Origin of the sequence: Chthoniobacter flavus Ellin428, assembly GCF_000173075.1 — a bacterium.
Taxonomy (GTDB): domain Bacteria; phylum Verrucomicrobiota; class Verrucomicrobiia; order Chthoniobacterales; family Chthoniobacteraceae; genus Chthoniobacter; species Chthoniobacter flavus.
In genome coordinates, this window is record NZ_ABVL01000001.1 from 618,461 (window position 1) to 639,593 (window position 21,133).

The following is a 21,133-nucleotide window of genomic DNA, read 5'->3' on the forward strand; positions in this document are numbered from 1 at the left end:
TGCCATGACGGTCGTCACGCCCAAATTCATTCAAGGCATCATCCGAGATGGGCCGCTCACGAGGGCGATGGCCCGCGCAAGGTTTTGATCACCGGTCGAAATTCTAGAGTATCCAACTTTCATGACCAAACGAAGTGTCTCAATTCCCAATAGCCCCGCGAGGTTATGACGCATTGATAGTGAGACGAGTTTTGAAGCATCCGGGACGCCTCAATCGTCGCTAAGTCGATCTCGTGGTCCATAGCCTCAGAAACGGACGTTTAAAGAGACCCTTTACCTTTCCAGCTACGAGGACGAACGTCCGAGCCAGTAGGCGTCAAATACCAGGTTTTCGGCTGGATCGAAAGCGGTCGCGAGCGTTTCTGAGTGCCGACTTTGATCCATCGCGCCGTGAAGGCACGCCAACTCTCGGAAATACGAATTTCCGTTTGTAGTCAGATCGCCTGCTCCGTTGTTCCAGCTTGCGAAGGACCATAGGGGATTATCGTGTGATGGGGCGGATTGAATGTTTAGTGGGACGCCGTTAATAAGGAGCACGCCGAGCGCTTCTACCGCCGCTGGAATCCAGACGGGGATGTTGCACTTTATAGTGTCACCCAAGGCTTTCAAAGGTTGGGCAGCCGCTTGTGCTACGTTGCCGCCAAACGGCAGCAACCTTGTGACGTCTTTGGAGGACAACGCATCGAAGATTGACGCGTATTCCGTCAGTTCCGACACTTTCGTCAGAGCCTGTGAGATTGCCTGCAAATGCTTGGGGTCTGCCAAATAGATCAGTCGTGCGGTCGCATAGCGCAACTGTTGGAGCCAACGTTTCCGATGGAATCCACCTTGCGGCACCGGTTGTTCGCAGGCGGTAAGGAACTTTTCCATAAAGAGCGCCCGGAGTGTGAGACCCTCTGCCGTTATGGTGAGGGGAGTCCGGGCAGCGACTTTGCGCCTGAACCATGGCTTTGAAGCCAAATCCACAAAGCGTTCGAGCCAAGACCGATCTGTCACCGCATGCGAGTAGTCTAGGGGCACAATGCGAATTCCGTTGTCCTTGAATAGCTGTTCGAGGTTGGTGTGTGACACAGGGTTGCTCACGAGCAACTGCTTTATTCCCCCGACGAATGAGACCCACGATGGACCTCCCTGAGGAAGGCTGAGATCGTGTTCTGCAACCAACCAATCGTCGGTCGACACTTCAAACCCCTTCGTCAAGTTCACTTCGAGTCCACGTTCTCCGCAGAGTTCTTTAATGAAGGCGTCCGTCCGATTGGCGTCGTTTGGTTTCACTATGACGACCAGATCATCTACATAGCGGAAATACCGTCCGGAAAATTCGCCGATCATTACGTCATCCAGCGGACGCAATACGAGATTCGCCAATAAATGGCTGAACATCGGACCGGTGATGATGCCTTTGTTGCTTTTCGTGGAGACATGCCGATAGTCTTGAAGAATACGATCACCAAGGCGTTTGAACTTTCTGTCCAAACCGCTGGTTTGGCACGCATCTTCCCATGCCTGATTCGCTAGACTATGCGAGATCGATGGATAAAAACGCCGCAAGTCCCGATATAAAACTGTAGAGCCCGGATACGTCTTGCACGCATTCGCAATTGCCGAATGCCGCTTCGCGTAGCCAATATAATAGGGTTCGAAGATGCCGCGCGGGTCGGTGCTTTCGGGCAGCTTGTAGCTGAAAACTGCATCACTGCTTTGAAACGAACTGCCTGCCACTGCACATGCTCGGAGTAGCGCAGCCTCAGCTAGGGCTTCGTTTGGTCCGGGGATATGTAGCTCTCTGTGTCCAATCGCTCCATTGGCGCCAATCTCTTTAAAGCAATATGTAAGGTTGTAGGTGGTCGAGGATTTCCCTAGGCGCAAGTCAGCCGCAACTTCTTCGGCCCACCGGTCTCTCCGAGCAGCTCGATTCTCAAGATAGTATCGCAGCCCTAAGTAGGTGAAGATATCGCGGGACCGATATTGGTTGACCGTCCGCAATGCCAACAATTCCGGCTTCATCGAGGGTTAGTTCTATCGAGTCGCATGAGTGTCAAATTCACTCGTAGTGCGTGAGTTGGGGCGAGAGGGTGAGGGCAGTGACAGGTTGATTTGGCGGTTGCCTGTTCTGCAACCTTAGCGGGCAGGAACAACCGCTTGAGATATCCTGTGAAAACGCGAATAAGCCGAGGGAAGAAGTGATCTTTGGCAACATTGGTTTGGGGCTCGATCCAAATGACATCCGAGCGGAAGAGACCAACCCAGCGGAAGATTTCCTCTAATTGAGGTTTGGCTTGGTCAAATTTTCTCTCCTTTTCGAGAAAGCCCGAGAAATTCGCCGCTACCACGAGGTAACTGTCGCAATCGACGCCATGGCTGGTCCAATTCTGGATAAGAGACGTTGTGCTGACCGGATCGCAAACGTCCCATTCCACGTGCTTATGGCGAACGAAGATTTGAGCTTGCCGCAACGCGGGATCGATCTTGGACATGAGTCGTTCGCACAGGTTGCGGGCATGTATGGAGAAGTCGCCGCCGACCACGAATACATCTAATGGAAGTGATGGGATGACTCGGGCTCTACGCAAGGCTGCAATCGTGAGAAGCAAGGTTGCTGTCGCCGCACCAGCGCCACAAGGGATGTCCAAAAGCGTAACGCGCCCGCCGGCGAGCGCATGAAAGAGGCGGTTTGAGGCTTCGCCTAAGTGCCCTTTTGGATCTACCAGAGCGATTTGAACACGTGCGCAAGAACTACTGAAACGTTGGGCAAAATGCCTCTTCGCTTCCTCTTCACGGACTCCGCCAACCGGTCCGTCCTCATCGTTGCCAGCCGCTAGCGCAGCGTCGAGCAGTCCGCTCTCGATGATCATCTCCCGGTAGGCGTCGCCTAGAGCGGAAGGCAACGTTAAATGCTGAGTCGTGGCATTCCATACGTGGTCCGGTAAATCAGCAACTTCGACGAGGCGCATACCTGTATCGGGTTGTAGACCGTGTATGCGGACTGGGGCAAGAGCCTTGTTGATGACAAGGAATTGTCGTGGAAATACAATGAATTGGATCAGCCCCACAGGATCGCGCAGGATCGGGGCAGCACAGGATCATGGCCAACTCTTGACAGTAGACCGGAAGTGGAGAAGGGCCGTTCTGAGTTTCCCGCGGCGACCAATAAGCGGCCCAATCGTGAAAATGGCATTTGAAATTGCGTCGCGGCCTCAATATCGGTGTAGCGCGTCCGCAATACACTTCAAGGAGGGGTGGCAGAGCGGTCTAATGCGCCGGTCTTGAAAACCGGAGAGCCGCAAGGCTCCGTGGGTTCGAATCCCACCTCCTCCGCCATTTTTCCTCCCCGATGTCGACCCCTCCCCCCGCTGCGCCCCGGTTTTCCATCCGGCGGAAAATCATCATCGGGTTCGGGTTGGTGTTCCTCATGTTCGGTATCATCGGGTTCATCAGCTACCGCAGCACCCGTGCCTTCATCCTCACCGCCGACTGGGTGACGCGCACCCGTGAGGTCATGGAACTGCAGGAGCGCACCCAGCGGCACCTCATGGAAATGGAAAGCGGGCGCCGCGGTTTCATTATCACCGGCGACGAGACCTACCTGCGCGGCTTTGAGGAAGCGCAGGCGCAGATCATCGAGAATTTCAACGCGCTCAAGACCTACACGGCCGATACCCCGCAACAGACGGTGAAGCTCGACCGCTTGCTCACCCTCATCCAGCGCAACTTCGCCGAGCAGCAGACGGAAATCGAGACCCGGCGGACCCAGGGGTTTGCCGCCAGCCTGACGATTTTTGCCAAGGGCGAGAGCGACCAGACGACGCAGGACATCCGGAAAATCCTCGCGGACTTCGATCGCGAACAACGTCAGTTGCTGGCGGAACGCGCGGCGCTGACGCGCTACGTGGGACGCGCGACCACGCTGACCATCGTCGCGGGCAGCGTTTTCACCTTCATCGCCTTGCTGGTGGCCTGCTTCCTCATCTTGCGCGACGTGGCGGCGCGGCATCGCGCGGAGGAAGCACTCGCCGCCGAGCATCACCTGCTGCTCAGTATCATCGATACCATTCCGGACCACGTTTACGTGAAGGACGTGGAAGGGCGCTTCATTCTCGATAATGTGGCCCACCGCGAAATGTATGGTCCGAAAACGGAGGGCACGACGACCGGGCGGACGGTGTTCGATTATTACTCCGCGGCGGAGGCTGAGCGTTTCGACGAGGACGACCATCGGGTGATCGAGACGGGCGAGGGGATTTTCAATCATGAGGAAGCGCGGCTTCAGGAGGATGGGGGCGAGCTCTGGATTCAGACCACGAGGGTGCCGCTGCGCGACACGGATGGCTCCGTCATTGGCCTGGTGGGGATCAGCGCGGATATCACCGACCGCAAGATCTCCGAAGTGCAACTGCTGCGCTTCGCCGCCCAGCTCGAGAACAGCAATGCCGAGCTGCAAAACTTCGCGTCTGTGGCCTCGCACGATTTGCAGGAACCGCTACGCAAGATCCAGGCTTTCAGCGACCGCCTGCGGGTGAAGTGCGGGAAGACGCTCAGTGCCCAGGGGCTCGATTACCTCGACCGCATGCAGAATGCGGCCCAGCGGATGCAGGTGCTCATCCAGGACCTGCTCAAGCTCTCGCGGATCACCAGCCGCGCGCTGCCTTTCGAGGCGTGCGACCTCAACGAAGTCGTGCGCACCGTGTTGTCCGATCTGGAAATCACCATCGAACAGCAGCACGCGAAGATCGAGGTCGGTGACTTGCCCACGATCGAGGCCGATGCCGTGCAGATGCGCCAGCTTTTCCAGAATCTGATCAGCAACGCCCTCAAGTTCCAAAGGCCCGGCGACCGGCCCGAAGTGGTCATCGAGGGGCGCATCTACGAGGTGAAGGAACGCAGCGCGGGCGAAGTGGCAATTCCCGGCCAGCGGATTTGCAAGATTGTGGTGCGCGACAATGGCATCGGCTTCGATCCGAAATTCGGTGATCAGATTTTCGTGGTGTTCCAGCGGCTGCACAGCCGCAGCGAATATGAGGGTACCGGCATTGGTCTCGCGGTGTGCCGAAAAATTACTGATAGGCACGGCGGTTCGATTGTGGCAAAGAGTGCGGAAGGTCAAGGTGCCGCGTTCATTGTGACGCTGCCGGTGACCCAACCATCACCCCAAGCAAATGAGTAGAGAAGCCATGCCGATAACCATTTTGATGGCCGACGACGACGCGGACGACCGGCGGTTAACCCAGGAGGCATTTGAGGAGGCGCGCCTCATCAATGATGTGCGCTTCGTGGAAAACGGGGAGCAGCTCCTCGACTATCTTCGCCGCACGGGAGCGTATGCGCCGCCCGCCGAAGCGCCGCGCCCGGGCCTCATCCTGCTCGACTTGAACATGCCGCGGAAAGATGGCCGCACGGTGCTCAAGGAACTGAAGGGCGATCCCGATTTGCGCCAGATCCCGGTGGTCGTGCTGACGACTTCCAAGGCGGACGAGGACATTTACAAGAGCTACGATCTCGGCGTGAACAGCTACATCGTGAAGCCGGTGACTTTCGAGGCACTGGTGGATATTTTGCAGACGCTGGAAAAATACTGGTTTGAGATCGTCGAGCTGCCGCCGCAGAAAGAGTAGATGTTATCTCCCGCCGAGCTCGCCGCTCTCCGGCAGGATTACGCCCAGCGCGGTCTGCGCCGGAGTGATCTCGATCCGGATCCGATCAAGCAATTCAACGCCTGGTTGAATGAGGCGGTGGATCATCAGCTTCTCGAGCCGAATGCCATGACCGTGGCCAGCGTGGATGCCACGGGGCAGCCGTGGACGCGCACGGTGTTGCTGAAGATTTGCGATGATCGGGGTTTCACGTTTTTCACCAACTACGATGGGGCGAAGGGGCGGCATTTCGCGGCGAATCCGAAGGTGGCGCTGACCTTTTGGTGGAACGCGCTGGAGCGTCAGGTGAATGTCACCGGCAAGGTGGTGAAGTCCTCGGCGGAGGAGTCGGCCGCTTATTTTCACACCCGCCCGGAAGCCAGCCAGGTCGGGGCGTGGGCGTCGACGCAGAGCGAGGTGATTGCGGATCGGGCGCAGCTCGAGAGGCAATTTGCCGAAGCGCGGGAGAGATTCGGGCAAGGGCAGATTCCGCTGCCGCCGCATTGGGGTGGGTACTGCGTGGTGCCGGAGACGATTGAGTTTTGGCAGGGACGGCGGAGCCGGCTGCACGATCGGCTGCGCTATACGCGCGAGCCCGATGGCGGGTGGCAGATCGAGCGGTTGTCGCCGTAATGGGTGCGTGGCTGCATCCGCCCGAAGGGCGATCCAAAAACCAATCGTCATCCTGAGCGGAGCGGGGAAGCATGGGCGGAGCCGAAGGACCTCCAATTTCTGTGGGTTTTCGCGCGGAGCTTTCACCGCTTACACGTGGCCACGCGTCTATTTTCCCTCCACCTTCGCCCACGGAGGTCAGAGGTCCTTCGACTACGTGCCCCGCCCGCCTTCGCCCCGGGGCACTCCGCTCAGGATGACGATGTTTTTTTGGGACACGCTTCGCGTGTTTCTCTGCTATGCGCCACCTGTCCCGATCCACTTCTTTACGGATTCGGTGGCGGCGCGGCGATCGGTGCGACTGCGGGTGTTGCCGTGAGACTCTGCAGGGCCGCCTCCGCTCGCTTCAGCGAGGACTTCGATCCAGCACCCAGGGCCATCAGCTTGCGCTCCCGCCAGACGCGGATTTCCGCGGCGCTCCTGACCGCCTGTTCCCACTTCGTCGTGGCGTCCTGCGCGGTTACCGCCGCGGCGGCCAGACGCACTTCGATATCTTGCAGCTCCTTCTTCGCGGCTTCATCCGCTGGAGGTTCTTTGCGGCGCTCGGCTAATTCCTGTTGCAGTGCTTTGAGCCGCGCGTTTTCCAAGTCCCTGGTCAACCGCACGACCGTCATCTCGCCTTGCTCGGCTTCGAGCTTCGAAAGCACGCCGGTCTTGCAAAGCCGCTCCCGAAAAGCCGCGTTCTTTTTGGCCCGTGCCAAAGCGCCTTCGAGCCTGGCGATGGCCGCCGGAGTCTGGTCCGCCGCGAGGCTATCGGGAAACGGAGTGCCGGGGATGGGCACATCCGGCAGATCGTTGAGCAGCAATTTGGGCTCGGGATCGATGATATCCGCGGGGCCCGATTTCCTGGGCAAGTCCTGAGCGGTGGCGCTCGCGAGGGCGAGTGCCAGGAAAAGCGTGGAGCGTATGAGCAACGACGCCATGACAGCGCCAAGTCTAGCTACCTGCCGCGAGGAGGCAAGTGCGCGTGTGAGGTTGGTGCGGCAATCAGTGCGGCGCCTGATAGAAGACGGCGCCGACTGCCTGCACTTTCCGGCGGAAGATTTTGTCGCCATTCATGATGTAGAGATACTCGCGATTCGCGCCGGAGAGCATCACGCTGGTCAACGGCTTGTCAACCTGCGGCTTGGGCAGGACGCCGCAGAGACGGCCGGTGGGATCGAAGACCTGCACGCCCAGCGCGGTGGCCACGTAGTAGCGGCCCTGCATATCCGTGGCCATGCCGTCGCCGCCGGCTGCTTTTTTGTAGGGCGGCGGTTCGGCGCGATTGAATTCGCCTTTGGGATCAATCGGGCGGCGCATCGTCATGTAAGGCTCCTTGGCGGTCAGCTTTCCGTCTGGTTCGACGCGGAAGGTCCAGACGTATTCGCCGGCATAATCCGAAACCGCGAGTGTGCCCTGGTCGGGCGAGAGGGTGATGCCATTCGGGCCGGTGATGCCCACATCCGCCGCGCTCTTCTCATGCGTCTTCGCGGCAATGCGCGTGACCTGATGTTTGCCGGTCTCGGTGAAATAGATGTCGCCCTTGTAGGTCACGACGAGATCGTTCGGGTTCACGTCCTCCGCGATCACTTCCATGGCCGGCGGGTTTTGTTTCAGGTCATAGGAGACCAACCGCTTCTTCGCGCCCTGGCAGGCGTAGAGCTTGCCGTCCGGCCCCCACTTCAGGCCGCTGCCAATATCGTCGATGAGCTTGGTCTTCGTGCCGTCGACTGCGATCTTGTAAATGGCCGGTTCCTTGAGGTCGGAAAAATAGAAATTGCCGTCCACATCGGTGCAGGGGCCGTCGACGAATTTCATGCCATCAGCCACGAGCTTCCAGTCTTCGCCGTCGATGAGGAGACGGTGCAGCGTCATGTCGCCGCCGAGATCGCCTTTGGTGATGATTTCCGGCTTCGCCGTTTCCTTGCGCCAGAGCCATTTCAGCGCCTCGGGGAAGACGCTGCCGCCGTAGTTCGAGTTGTGACCGTAGCCTTCCACGAAATCGAAGCGGCAATCGTAGCCCATGTATTTCAGCGCCGCGTGCATCTGCTGGTTGGCCAACGGCCAGTTGCCGAATTCGTTATCGAGGTCGCCGCCGGAATCCTGCTGATAGACCCGGATCGGCTTGTGCTCGGTCTTGCGAATCAACGACGGATACGCGTTCCCGCCGCGGATGTTGGTGAAGCTCCCGATGGTGGAGAGCACTTTGCGAAAATTCTCGGGATGCTCCCAGGCCACGGTGAAGGACGCGATGCCTCCGCTGGACTCGCCGCAGACCGCGTGCATCTCCGGGTCGGGCGAAATTTTGTAGGTCTTCTCCACCTCCGGCAGGATTTCCTCGGTGAGGAACTTCGCGTTGCGGTCGCCGAGCGAATCGTATTCGAGGCTGCGGTTGCTATTCTTCCACGCGCTCTTCGGCATCTCCTTCGACTTGTCGCTGCCCGGGTCGATGAAGATGGCGATCGTGACCGGCATTTCCCCGCTGGCGATGAGGTTGTCGAAGACGATCGGCACGCGCCAGTGACCCTTCACGTTCACGTAATCGTGACCATCGAAGAAGACCATCACCGCCGCGGGATTCTCCGGCTTGTATTGCGCCGGGACGTAGATCGACCACTCGCGGGTGGTGCCGGCGAAAATCTTCGATTCCCACGGAGGCATTTTCGTCACCGTGCCGTGGGGCACATTCGGATTTTCGCGATGCAGGGAGGACTCGACGAAATCATCCGCGGCAAAAGCCAGCGTGGCGGAGAGGAGCAGGGGCAGGAGGAAACGCATGACCCCGGTGTAACCCGCCAGGGCGCGTGGCCAAAGAGGAAAAAGGGGGGGCGGGGTTTCCTATTCTTCCTATCGGTCCTATATCTCCTATCCCACCATCGCGAATAGGAGGAATAGGAAGGATGGGAGCTATAGGAGAGCCTCCTAAAACCCCCGCAACATCGGCTGCGTGACCTGCCCGATGCGCGCCTGGTGATTCAGGAAGCTGTCCGCAATGACCGTGTGGACGTCCATCGTGGACTGCATCAGCCGATCGAGCAGTGGCTCCAATTCGTCCGGTTGCACGTGCGCTGCCCGGGCCGAAGCCGGTGGCCGGCTGGTCTTCATCGTGGGCGATGCGGACGAAGGCGCGCCAGTCGATGCGCTTGATCTGGTGCACCAGTTCTTCGATGTCCGCGGGCGCGCTGGCTTGTTCGGTTCCTTCTGGGGCGAGGCTTTCGCGGAGCAGGGCGCCGCATTTCATGAGGCAACGCAGCACACTGCGCGGTACCTCGCGATGCTGGTAGAGCAGTTCGAGCACGGGAATCGGCTCGGCGCGCATTTGGAAAATGCGCCGGTAGGCGTCGCGGCAACCCAGCATGCGCAGGAAAACGCTGAGCTCGATTTCGCTCGCGTGGGCGTCGCCGCCCGGTGCCGCGGCCAGGGTCGAACTGAGCGACCGGACGGAGTTGGCGGTGATCACCGCGCGCTCCAGCAATTGGCCGATCTCGCAAAAGCGCCAGCCGTCGTCCGCGAGCATCGTGTTGTCGGCAATGGCGAAGAATTGCGGGATAAGCTGGGTCGCGGCTTCCGACATGCGGCGGGTGATGCGCACCGCTTCCGGCTCGCTCAATCCATCGCGATAACGCGTGCGCTGGAAACGCATTCGCAATTCGCTGAGCGTGGCCCACGCCTCTGGGCTGAGCGAGTCCTGCACGCTTTCCGCGTTGTACATCGCCCGCAGGAAGGTGCTCACCACGCTGCCGGGCTCGGGCAGTAAGACGAGACGGTAACGATCCAACCGATTGGCGATGCTGCGGCGGCTCGTGCCGGCGCTTTTTTCGAGCGGGGGCAGCAACCGGTTCCAGACAGGGCGATATGCTTTGCGCTCAGCGCTGTTGAGTTCTTCGGTCTCCAGCGTTTCGACTACCTGGATGAGGTGGGCCTGATGATGGGCCCGCTCGAGATAGCGGCCCATCCAGTAAAACGCTTCCGCCACGCGGCTCGTCACCTGGCGGGGGGCAAACTCCGCATGCGGCGTCCGGCGGGCGAGCGTCGGCAGGAGGGTATTCGTGCTTTCATCCGCCAGCACCCAGGAGTCCTTGCTCGTCCAGCCAAAGCCGAATTCGCCGCGTGGATCGACGCGCGAGAAGACCCGCGTGAGCGCGCCGGGAAAGACGTCGAAATTCGCGCCGCTGCGCGCGGCGAAAAGGATGTGATCCTGCGGATGCTCCACGCGCTGCCCGTCATCGAAGCAAATGGTCGGTGCGCCTTCGCTGTGCGGCTGGGCGACATAGTGCGCGGGGTTCTTGCGAATCTCCTGGCGCAAGACCGCGTCGTCGCGCACAGAGGCGCGCTCCCACGAGCCCGAGGTGCTCTCGCGCGAGATCGGCCGGATGCGATAGTTTTCCAGATTCTCCAGCACCATCTCGCGCTGGTCGATGTCGCCGAGCCAGTAGGTCGGCACTGTCGGCAGGAGCGGGGCTTCGTTGAGGTAGTAGCGAATGATCTGCGACGCGAAGGCGAGCAGGGAGCGGTCGTCGGCCAGTTGCGATCCCACGGCGTTGACGAGCGCGACGGTACCCTTGCGCAAGCAGTGCACCAGACCGGGGACACCAAGCATCGAATCCGAACGAAAGACGAGGGGATCGAGCCAGAAATCCGCGACGCGATTGTAGATGACATCCACGCGCTCCAGTCCGCGCACGGTCTTGAGGAACACGCAATCGTCCAGCACCAGCAGGTCGCCGCCTTGCACCACAGGGATACCCATGCGCCGGGCGAGAAAGCTCTGCTCGCTGGAGACCGCGCTGCCCGCGCCGGGAGAGAGCAGCACCACGGCCGGTTCACCACCGCGGCTGGTATTGGTCTCGCGCAATCGTTCCATGATGGCCAGCGGCATTTCCGCGAGCGATTGCACGGCGGTATCCTGGAAAATCTCCGGCAACACGCGGGCCAGCGCGCGGCGGTTTTGCATCATGTAGGAAATGCCGGTGGCGTGGCCGAAATGATGATGCTTCACCTGCCATTTTCCGCGCGCATCGCGCGCCACGCACATACCGCTGAGGTGCAGATAGGCATTGCCAGGACGAGGGAGGTGGATGCAGGCGTTTTGAAAATGCGGGCTGCCCAGCACCGCATGGATCGGCACCGCGCCCGCGCGCAGAATCTCCCGCTTGCCATAGACATCGGCGAGGAAGTGCTCGAAGGCCCGCAACCGCTGGCGAAATCCCGCGACCAGCAACGCCCAGTCTTCGCTCGCGAAAATGTGCGGCAGCACATCGCAGGTCCAAGGCTGACGCCCCCACGGATCGTTGCGGATCACATCGAAATTCACGCCCATCTCGCGCAGCGTCGCCGCCATGCGATCGTCCAATGCCCGCAGGTCCACCGAACGGAGTTGCCCGAGGTCCTCCAGCAGTTTCCGATACGACGGACGCGCCGCGTTGTCCGGGCCGAGCACCTCATGCCAGGGAGCCGGCATAGTACGTTGCGTTGGAAAGGCGGTTGCCATGGGCGCCCGGGAGAGTCCGTACGGAGCCGGGAAGGGTCAAGCGGCGAAGTATCGCGTTCTCGTGAAATCAGAGACCACGAAGTTTCCCCATCGCGAAACGCGCTCATTTTGTTGAAGACAAGGAAGGGAGCGGCTCGGATACTCGCCGCGATGTCCACTTTCCCCCGTTGGATCATTCTGGCATGCCTCATTGCCTTGAGTGGAACCATGCTGGGTGCGGCTGCGCCGGCGGCGAAGCCTTTGCGAAGTGTGCGCGAAATCCGTGCGCTCAGCCCTGCGGAAGTCCGGGGACATCCGGCTGCCATTTTGCGCGGCGTCATCACTTATAGTGAGGCGACCTGGTTTCTGACTTTCTTCAGCGACGAGACAGGCGGCATCTATCTCGGCACCGCGGCTGACCGCCAATTCAATCCGGGCGACCGGGTGGAAGTCACGGGTGTGGTCGCGGAGGGGCTCACTTCGGAAATTGTGACGAGCGAGAAGGGGACGGCGCCGGAGATTCGTGTGTTGAGCCATGGAGAATTGCCCGAGGCGACGGCCGCTGTGGCGGAGCGTCTGGCCGATGGCTCCTACGATGCCGACTGGATTTCAATCCGGGGCAACGTGCGTTCGATCAAGCGCGTCAACGACCGGGTGCGCCTGGACCTCGATCTGGGCGCTTCTTCCTTTGAGGCGTTGATTTGCGGGTTTCCCGATACCCGGGATTTGCCCAGCTATCTTTTGGGTGTGCCCGTGACCGTCAGCGGCGTCCTCGGAACGTTTGGCGATCAGCACAGCGGTGTCACCCGGACGGTGCTCTATGTTCCCGCGGTCGAACAGTGCCGGCCTGATGCCACCTTTCTGGAAAGGATGTTTGGTGAAGCGCCGCGCAGTTATCACACGCTCTTTACCAAGGCGAGCCCACCGGATCGGGTGCACGTGCAAGGCCAGGTCACTCTGGCGCGCCCGGAGCGCGGCTTTTTTATGCGCGTCCGCGAGGACGGCTACTATTCCGGCAGCCTCTGGGTGCAGACGACGCAGCCGCTGTTGCTGCGGCCGGGGCAGGTCGTGGACGTGGCCGGGCATGTCGAATCCACGAATCGCAAACCGGTGCTGCGCGATGCGCTGGTGCGAGTCCTGAGACAGGAGTCACCACCGCCGCCCCAAGCGCTCGGACCTCACGAGATTGCAAGTGGTGACTATCATGGGGCACTCGTCTCGACGGAAGGCGTGCTCTTGAGCGCCCAACCGGGGCTGGAAGAAGACACGCTCATTCTTCTCGTCGGGCAGATGACGGTTTGCGCGCGGCTCGATGTGCGTCCTGGTGCGCCGCCTCGCGTGACGTTTCCGGCGGGCAGCCGATTGCGCGTGAGCGGAGTGTGTGTGGTGCAGGCCCAGCAAACGCCCGGTTTGAGCGTCCTGCCGCTTGCTTATCAGATATGGATGCGCCAGCCGGAAGACGTCACGCTGCTCGCGCTGCCGCCTTGGTGGACGGTGCGCCGGGTAGTCATCGTGCTGGCCCTGACGGCGTGCGTGGCCGGCGCGGCCTTCATCTGGATCTTCGCCTTGCGCCGGCGGGTCGCGGCACAGACCGAAACGATTCGCGAGCACATCGAACAGCAGACCTTGCAGGAGGAGCGGATGCGCATTGCGCGTGAATTCCACGACACCTTCGAGCAACACCTCGTGGGCCTGGGCCTGATGCTGGAAACTGCCCAGGCGGAAATAGCGGATCCGCAGCGTGCCAGGGAGCTCTTGCGCGAAGCGGCGGAGATGACGCGACACACGCGCGCCGAAGCCCGTCACGCGATTTGGGAATTGCGCACCGGCGCGCTGGCCTCGGTCGATGTGGTCTCGCTGATTCATGATGAGTTGTCGTCGAGCGCGCAGGCGGCGCGTTTGCATTTGCGCGTGGAAGTCGAAGGAAACCGGCGGCCGTTACCGGCGGTCGTGCAGAATCATCTTTTGCGCATCGTGCAGGAAAGCTTCACCAATGCGCTGAAACACGCCCGCGCCGAGTGCGTCACGGTCCATCTGGGCTTTGGCGTGGAAGAAATCTGTCTGCGGGTGGTCGATAATGGCGCCGGTTTCGATCCCGATGCCGTCACACCGCACGATGGTGGCGGCTTTGGACTGGCTGGCATGCGCGAACGTGCGTTGCGCATGAAAGGGAATTTCGCGATTGCCAGCGCGCCCGGTCGTGGAACCGAAGTGCAGGTGCGCATCCCCGCTGTCTTTTTGCCATCATGAAAACCGCTGCCATCGGAGTCCTGCTCGTCGACGATCACTTCATGGTGCGGCGCGGCCTGGCCGTCGCCCTGCGGGTCGAAAAGGATCTCGCCGTGGTCGCCGAAGCGGGCAATTGCGAGGAGATGCTGGCTGCCTATCGCCAGCATCGGCCCGACGTCGTGCTCCTGGATTGGCGTCTCCCCGGGCCCAACGGCGCGGAAGCCACGGCTCTTCTTCGTGAGGAACATCCCGGGGCTCGAGTGCTCATGTTATCCGCGCTGGATGGCGACGAACATATTCACCTGGCCGTTCGCGCCGGCGCCGCCGGCTACGTTTTGAAATCCGCCGAGCGCGGCGAAATCATCCAGGCCATTCGCGCGGTCCACGGCGGGAAATCCTATTTTTCGCCCGGACTCGAAGCCCTGCTCCATGATCGTGCGCGCAAGGTGGAGATCAGCCCGCGCGAACGCGAAGTGTTAGTCCGGGCGGCCGCCGGCGAGCGGAACAAAGAAATCGGCGATCACCTGGGGATTAGCGAGGCCACAGTCAAAGTTTTCATGGCGCGCATTTTTCAGAAACTCGACGCGCGCGATCGCGCTCATGCCGTGGTCATCGCCATCAAGCGCGGGATCATCGATCCATCGTAGCTGGGTCCTCTTTGGAGACCGATAGGGAGGACCACGTAAGGTAGGCCGCCGCCCACTCGCGATGGCGTCCAACTCAGGCGTAATACTAAAGCGCTACACGCGCTTCATTGCCGGATGCACATGGTCACCGCAGCCTCAATGCGACGGCACAACCCCCGTTTCTCCTATGAAGCAAATGTTCCAAAGCCTTCTCGCTTTTGCTCGAAACGCCGCACTTGCCAGCCTGCTCGCGGCTGCTGCTACCACCCATACCTTCGCCGCTGGAGCTTGGGATACCGTTCCGCTCGGCGGCGGTGGTTTCGTCACTGGCCTCGTGAGTAATGTCACCGGCAGCGCCATTTACTGCCGCACCGATGTCGGCGGCGCATTCCGGTGGGTGCCCGATGTCGATGGCGTCAATGGCACGTGGATTTCGCTCACCGATGACATGGTCGCCTACGGCACGTCGGGCGCTTCTTCGCTCATGAATGTCGAGTCCATCGGCACGGATCCGAGCAATGTGAACCGCGTGTATGTCGGCGCCGGCAATGGCATTTGGGGTTCGGACGACGAGGGAGTTACCTGGTATCAAATCCGCTCGAGTCTCACCGAAAATGGGAATGGAAGTTATCGCTCAAACGGCGAGCGGTTGGCGGTCGATCCGAATGATCCCAATACCGTCTGGTATGGCTCCAGCACGACCGGCCTACAGAAAGGCGTAAAGAGCGGTACCACCTGGACGTGGGTCCAAATTGCCAGCACCTCCGTGCCCTTTGGCCTTTCGGGAGCGGGCGTGACCTTCGTGATCTGCGACAAGAACAATGGCGGGCCAACGATCGTCTATGCCGGTGTCCACGATGCGACTGCCGGTGGAATCTATCGCAGCATGGATGCGGGCGCGACCTGGTCTCTGGTCACCGGCGCCAGCCTGCCGAGCCCGCGCCGCGCGCAGCTGGCTAAAAATGGCACGCTCTACGTTACCGGTGGCACCGATGGCTGCGCCAAACTGCCGCGTGGTGGAACGCTCACCTTGCTTTCGTCCCTGCCGACCGGGGTAAGTTACAACGGCGTCGCCACCGACCCCAACGATGTCACGGACAGCAAGGTCATCGTGGCCGAAGGCAATTCCGGCAGCCAATTCAACCGCATCTGGCGCTCGGCGGACGGCGGCGCCACCTGGGCCATGCAGCAGTACACTTTCAACGGCATGACCAGTGGTTCGACGGGCATTCCGCGCACGGAACCGGACGGCGCGCCGTGTCTCGTCGGTTACTGGTTCGGCAACATTTCCGGTCTGCTCATCAATCCCGCAAATTCCAATGAGCTCTGGGCGGCTGATTTCTTCGGCGCCTACCGGACACGCGATGCGCAGGACCTGGGTACCACTCCCTCCGGCTGCCAGTGGTACACCCTGCAAAAAGGCCAGGAAGAAACCGTCGTCGCGGCAGTGAAAAACGCCCCGACTGGGGCGCAGCTCCTCACCGGAGTGGGGGACGTGGGCGGCTTTTGCTATCAAAACGTCTTTGAGCGGCCGACGGGCACGGAGGGCAATAGCCTGAAAAACCCCAGCGGGGGAAACAACACGAGCCTGGACTTCTGCGAGTCGGTGCCCCTCACGTGGGCCCGCGCCTGGGTGCAAAACGCGGCGACATACCAGCCCGGTAGCGGGGCGTTTTCACGGGATGGCGGCGCCACCTGGTCGGCCTTCGGCGCAGCCCAGCAAATCGTCGTGCCGGGCAATAGCACGAATACCTGGGTCACTTGGGACCTGACCCTCTACCTGCAGCAGCACCTCGGCGGCCCGGTGACGCTCATCCTGCGCAGCGCCACCACGGGACAGGGGCCGCTGAATTTCGCTTCGCGCGAAACGGCCAATCCGCCGCAACTGGTCCTCAATGGCACCACCACCGTGCCGGTCTCCGAGGATACCTATGTGCAGGACGGCTCCGCGGCGGGTTCGAACTTCGGGACGGCCACCTCGCTTTTGGTGAAAACCGACGCCGCTGGTTACAACCGCTGGACGTATTTGAAATTCGATCTGACCGGTGTGTCATCCATTACCTCTGCCACCTTGCGCCTCTATCTCCAGAGCACGGGGACGGCGAATATTACCGCGGGAGTTTATGCTGAGGATGTCACTTCATGGACGGAAGCCGCCCTGAATTGGAATACTCGCCCGGTTTACCAGGGAACTTCCGGTGTCTATGCCTCCACTCCACCGGCGGCGATCATCAGTGGCTCGAATGGTGGCGGTGGCGGACGCATCGCCGTTTCCTCGACCGCGCCGGGCAATTTCGTCTGGCTGCCGATCAACTATTCGCAGGCCACGATTCCCGCCTATTACAGCAAGGACGGCGGCGTGACGTGGGCGGCCTCGACCGGCGCGCCCAACTCCCCAATCGTGGGCGTCTATACGAACGGCAACAGCCTCGGCATGTCTGGCCAGTGCCTGGCGGCGGATCGCGGCAATGGCTATTTCTACATGGGTAAATTCGGCGGTTCGGCTCACCTCATCTATCGCAGCACCAATGGAGGACAGACCTGGACGCAAGTGGGTTCCGTTTCCAACGGGAACAGTTATAACATGCGCACTCCGCAACTCGTGGCCGCGCCCGTTTCACCGACCTATCCCAGCGGCGGCGATGTGTGGCTTTGCGACGATGGCACTTACAATGGCAACGGCGGAGGTCTCTGGCGTTCCACGGACTCCGGCGTGACCTGGACGAAAAACACGGCTGTTGGCAAGACGAGCAACGTTGGGTTTGGCAAGTCTTCCTCCGGCAGTGGTTATTCGGTTTATATCGCTGGAGTGGTTGGCGGCGTGCAGGGCGTTTATCGTTCCGATGATTACGGAGCCACGTGGACGGTACTGCCCACTCCTACCATCGAGCCGATCTATGCACTGACCGGCGATCGACAGAAATACAACAGCGCGTTTATCGGCACGGCGGGCCGCGGGACATTCCATTACTACGCCAGCGACACCCAGGAAGCGGAAGACCTCTGGATTCAGTCGTCCACTCCGGGCGACACGGTATCACTGATCAACGACCCGAACTTTAGCACCGGAGCGGCGGTGGAACTCGTTTCCGTGGCCGTGGGTGATCAGATTACTTTCGTCGTTCCGAACGTCACCGCGCGCTCCTACGACGTCACCATTGGCATTAAGAAATATAGCAATCGCGGCATCTGGCAACTGGCCGTCGCTCCCGCCAACGGCACCTTCACCAATCTCGGTGCGGCGCAGGACAACTATGCCTCCGGCACCGTCTACACCTCGATCGATCTGGGAACATGGACACCAACGACCAACGGCGACCAATGGTTCCGCTTCACCATCACCGGCAAAAACGCCAGCAGCTCGGGCTACACCGGGATCATTGATTATATCAAGCTGATGCCGCAGTGAGCGGGGCTCGGCGCGTTTGATCGAGCGGGGTGAGACCAGTTTCGCTGCCAGGATCCTTCCGCCAATTAAAGAGGATTGATCGCGCGCCGGTAGCCGATACACGGGTGGAGAGTGGATAAATCCTTTGTGAACCACTCCCGATTCGCGCACAGGTAGGTCATGGTTGCTGTCCCCCTTGATCAGGCTTTTCGGCTCGCTGTCGCGCACCACCAAGCCGGGCGTCTCGCTGAGGCGGAGGGGCTTTACCGCCAGATCCTCGGTGCGCAGCCGAATCACGCCGGCGCGCTGCACCTGCTGGGCGTCATCGCCGACCAGGTGGGACGGCATGAGGTGGCCGTGGAGTTGATCCAGAAAGCCATCGCCCTCGCGCCGAACGTCGCGGATTTTCATTCAAACCTCGGCGCCGCGCAGCGCAATCTCGGCCGGTTCGATGAAGCCATGGCGGAGTTTCGTCGAGCGATTCAACTGCAGCCCGATCATGCCGACGCGCACAACAATCTCGGCTCCGCGCTCATCGCCCAAGGCGTGCTGGGCGAAGCCGTGACCGTGTTGCGCCGGACGATCGAGTTGCGGCCCACTCTCGCCGAGGCGCATAACAATCTGGGCATCGCCCTCGGTGGCGAAGGACGCGGTGAAGAAGCCGTCGCCGCCTGCCGGCGCGCGGTGGAGTTACAGCCGGGATACGCCAATGGCTACAACAGCCTCGGCGTGGCGCTGGTGAACCAGCGGGAATTGGCCGAAGCGATCGCCGCCTTTCGCCGCGCCATCGCCGTCTACCCGGACTATGTCGAAGCCTACTGCAACCTGGGTAATGCGCTGGTGGATGAAGGGAGTCTCGACGAAGCCGTGGCCACCTGCCGGCGCGCCATCGAAATCCGGCCAAATCACGCCGAGGCGCACAACAATCTGGGCGTCGCGCTCATCGCCCAAGGCGCCCTGCAGGAGGCCGGTGACGCCTTTCGCCGCGCGCTCGAGCTCCAGCCAAACCAGGCCGAATCGCACAGCAATCTCAGTGTGACGCTGATGGCCGAGGGGCGCCTGGACGAGGCGGGCGCCGAGTTGTGCCGCGCCATCGAGCTTCAGCCGCAGGCCGCGCAAGCGAAGTTCAACTACTCCCTCCAGCTCCTGCTGCAGGGCGATTTCGAGCAAGGCTGGCCGCTGTATGAAAGCCGCTGGGGAGTGGGGGACCTGCGATTTGCGAAGCGGGACTTTCCGCAGCCGATGTGGAGAGGCGAACCGCTCCATGGCCAGCGTGTATTGATTTACGCCGAGCAAGGCCTGGGCGATACCCTGCAATTTGTCCGCTACGCACCGCTGATCGCTGAGCGCGGCGGGCACGTCATCCTCGAGTGCCAGCCCGAGCTCAAGTCGCTTTTCACCAGCCTCGAGGGGGTGGCGGAAATCATCGTCATAGGGGACCCGCTGCCCGACTTCGAATTGCATTGCCGAATGATGAGTCTCCCGCTGGCCTTTGGCACGCGCGTGGAGACGATCCCGGCTACGATCCCGTATTTGCGAGCCGATCCTGCCGGGGTCCGCCGATGGAAGGAACGACTGGAAGGAAATGCCCTGAAAGTCGGATTGGTCTGGGCCGGAGGAATGCGCCCGCGGCAACTCAACGCTGATCGGATCGATCGGCGGCGCTCGGTGCTCCTCGGTCAGTTGGCCCCCTTCGCGGAAGTCCCCGGCGTCGTTTTTGTCTCCCTACAGAAGGGGCCCCCGGCCGAGCAGGCGAAAACTCCACCCGTCGGGATGACTTTGCTCGACTGGAGCGAGGAACTCCGCGATTTCGCGGAGACCGCGGCATTGGTCGAGTGCCTGGATTTGGTCATCACCGTGGATACTGCCGTGGCGCACCTGGCCGGCGCGCTTGGCAAGCCGGTCTGGCTGCTGAATCGCTTCGATACCTGCTGGCGCTGGCTGCTGGGGCGTGAAGACAGCCCGTGGTATCCCACTATGCGCATCTTCCGGCAGCCCAAATTCGGCGATTGGTCCTCGGCGATCGATCAAGCTTCCGCGGCGCTGGCGAAGCTCGTTTCGGACCGCGGGTAAAGCCGCTCTTCTTTAAGTGGCTAAATGGTTGTTTCTGGCTTTGCAGCGCACACCTTTACGGCTATATTCGTGCCGACCCGAAAAAGCCGGACTTGAAAAGTTTACGTAACCCGGCGGAAAAGTGTTTGACAGGGGTGACCCTCACCCCTAGTTTGCGCACCCTTTTCCACAGGGACCAGAAGTAATGACTAAGACATTTTCCGCCAAAGCCAACGAAGTCGCCCGCCAATGGTGGGTGATCGACGCCGCCGACCAGGTGCTTGGTCGCGTCGCCACCAAAGCCGCGAACCTCCTTCGCGGCAAAGAAAAAGCCATCTTCACTCCGCACGTCGATACCGGTGATTTCGTCATCGTCATCAACGCCGAGAAGGTCCGTGTGACCGGTAAGAAGGAAGAACAGAAATCCTACATGAGCTTCTCCGGCTACGTCGGTGGCCACAAGAGCGAGACCGTCAAGGCCCGCCGCGCCCGCCGTCCCGAGCTCCTCGTGGAGCGCGCCGTGAAAGGCATGATCCCGCACAACAAGCTGGGTCGCGCCGTCTATACCAAGCTGAAGGTTTACAAGGGCGCCGAGCATCCGCACGCGGCCCAGCAGCCGACCCCCGTCACCTCGATCGTCTAATTTCTACCTAAAATGTCGCAGCAAGAATTCATCGCTACTGGCCGCCGCAAAGACGCCGTCGCTCGCATCCGCCTTTCCGCGGGCACGGGCAAGATCAAGATCAACGGCCGTCCCTTCGAAGAGTATTTCAAGACCACCGCTCTGCAGAACACCGTTCTCCAGCCGCTCGAAGTCGCCAAGGTCGTCAATCAGTATGACCTCGCGGTGAACGCGACCGGCGGCGGCGTGAATGGCCAGGCTGGCGCCGTGCGCCTCGCCGTGGCTCGCGCCCTGACCGAGACGAATGCCGAGCTCCGTGGACCGCTGAAGGCCGAAGGCTTCCTCACCCGCGACCCGCGGATGAAGGAACGCAAGAAGGCCGGTCAGCCCGGCGCTCGTAAGCGCTTCCAGTTCAGCAAACGCTAATTTCTCCCGAAAGCTTTTTGCTTTCCTCCTCGAGAC

General features: G+C 61.0%; 14 protein-coding genes and 1 tRNA gene. 10 read left to right on the forward strand and 5 right to left on the reverse strand.

Features of this window, described 5'->3' with window-relative positions:
• Positions 1 to 285: 285 nt before the first annotated feature.
• Positions 286 to 2,007 (reverse strand): RNA-directed DNA polymerase, encoded by a 1,722-nt coding sequence (locus CFE428DRAFT_RS02610; RefSeq protein WP_006977877.1) that lies wholly within the window; start codon positions 2,005 to 2,007, stop codon positions 286 to 288.
• Positions 2,004 to 2,954: a hypothetical protein gene (locus tag CFE428DRAFT_RS02615; RefSeq protein ID WP_006977878.1), complete on the reverse strand. Its 951-nt coding sequence runs from the start codon at positions 2,952 to 2,954 to the stop codon at positions 2,004 to 2,006. The genes CFE428DRAFT_RS02610 and CFE428DRAFT_RS02615 overlap by 4 nt, the downstream gene beginning before the upstream one ends.
• A gap of 279 nt (positions 2,955 to 3,233) precedes the next feature.
• Between CFE428DRAFT_RS02615 and CFE428DRAFT_RS02620 the strand changes: the two genes are divergently transcribed.
• The 4 genes from CFE428DRAFT_RS02620 (at position 3,234) to pdxH (ending at position 6,263) form a co-directional block, all read left to right on the forward strand.
• Positions 3,234 to 3,321 (forward strand) — tRNA-Ser (locus CFE428DRAFT_RS02620).
• 13 nt (positions 3,322 to 3,334) lie between these two features.
• Complete coding sequence (locus tag CFE428DRAFT_RS32845) at positions 3,335 to 5,164, forward strand: sensor histidine kinase (protein ID WP_006977879.1); 1,830 nt, start codon at positions 3,335 to 3,337, stop codon at positions 5,162 to 5,164.
• A gap of 7 nt (positions 5,165 to 5,171) precedes the next feature.
• A complete protein-coding gene (locus tag CFE428DRAFT_RS02630; RefSeq protein WP_006977880.1) occupies positions 5,172 to 5,612 on the forward strand; it encodes a response regulator in 441 nt (146 codons plus the stop codon).
• Positions 5,613 to 6,263, forward strand: coding sequence for a pyridoxamine 5'-phosphate oxidase (gene pdxH / locus CFE428DRAFT_RS02635; RefSeq protein ID WP_006977881.1), 651 nt, complete (start codon positions 5,613 to 5,615; stop codon positions 6,261 to 6,263).
• A 305-nt stretch (positions 6,264 to 6,568) separates the two neighbouring features.
• Here the strand turns inward: pdxH and CFE428DRAFT_RS02640 are convergent, their stop codons facing one another.
• From CFE428DRAFT_RS02640 to CFE428DRAFT_RS02650, 3 genes are all read right to left on the reverse strand, one after another.
• Positions 6,569 to 7,225 (reverse strand): hypothetical protein, encoded by a 657-nt coding sequence (locus tag CFE428DRAFT_RS02640; protein WP_006977882.1) that lies wholly within the window; start codon positions 7,223 to 7,225, stop codon positions 6,569 to 6,571.
• Between the two features lie 64 nt (positions 7,226 to 7,289).
• Positions 7,290 to 9,062, reverse strand: coding sequence for an SMP-30/gluconolactonase/LRE family protein (locus CFE428DRAFT_RS02645; protein ID WP_006977883.1), 1,773 nt, complete (start codon positions 9,060 to 9,062; stop codon positions 7,290 to 7,292).
• Positions 9,007 to 11,745: a circularly permuted type 2 ATP-grasp protein gene (locus CFE428DRAFT_RS02650; RefSeq protein ID WP_006977884.1), complete on the reverse strand. Its 2,739-nt coding sequence runs from the start codon at positions 11,743 to 11,745 to the stop codon at positions 9,007 to 9,009. Before CFE428DRAFT_RS02650 ends, CFE428DRAFT_RS02645 begins: the two co-directional genes overlap by 56 nt.
• Before the next feature lie 180 nt (positions 11,746 to 11,925).
• On the opposite strand from CFE428DRAFT_RS02650, the gene CFE428DRAFT_RS36895 reads away from it, so the two are divergent.
• From CFE428DRAFT_RS36895 to rpsI, 6 genes are all read left to right on the forward strand, one after another.
• The gene (locus CFE428DRAFT_RS36895) at positions 11,926 to 14,004 is read left to right on the forward strand and encodes an ATP-binding protein (protein ID WP_006977886.1); all 2,079 of its coding nucleotides are present in this window, start codon (positions 11,926 to 11,928) and stop codon (positions 14,002 to 14,004) included.
• Complete coding sequence (locus tag CFE428DRAFT_RS02660) at positions 14,001 to 14,630, forward strand: response regulator (RefSeq protein ID WP_006977887.1); 630 nt, start codon at positions 14,001 to 14,003, stop codon at positions 14,628 to 14,630. Before CFE428DRAFT_RS36895 ends, CFE428DRAFT_RS02660 begins: the two co-directional genes overlap by 4 nt.
• 166 nt (positions 14,631 to 14,796) lie before the next feature.
• Entirely contained in the window at positions 14,797 to 18,018 is a 3,222-nt protein-coding gene (locus CFE428DRAFT_RS02665; protein WP_006977888.1) for a CBM96 family carbohydrate-binding protein, read from the forward strand.
• Positions 18,019 to 18,177: 159 nt separating this feature from the next.
• Positions 18,178 to 20,070 (forward strand): tetratricopeptide repeat protein, encoded by a 1,893-nt coding sequence (locus CFE428DRAFT_RS02670; RefSeq protein WP_006977889.1) that lies wholly within the window; start codon positions 18,178 to 18,180, stop codon positions 20,068 to 20,070.
• Between the two features lie 184 nt (positions 20,071 to 20,254).
• Positions 20,255 to 20,692 (forward strand): 50S ribosomal protein L13, encoded by a 438-nt coding sequence (gene rplM, locus CFE428DRAFT_RS02675; RefSeq protein WP_006977890.1) that lies wholly within the window; start codon positions 20,255 to 20,257, stop codon positions 20,690 to 20,692.
• Positions 20,693 to 20,704: 12 nt separating this feature from the next.
• Positions 20,705 to 21,097: a 30S ribosomal protein S9 gene (gene rpsI / locus CFE428DRAFT_RS02680; RefSeq protein ID WP_006977891.1), complete on the forward strand. Its 393-nt coding sequence runs from the start codon at positions 20,705 to 20,707 to the stop codon at positions 21,095 to 21,097.
• Positions 21,098 to 21,133: the final 36 nt, after the last annotated feature.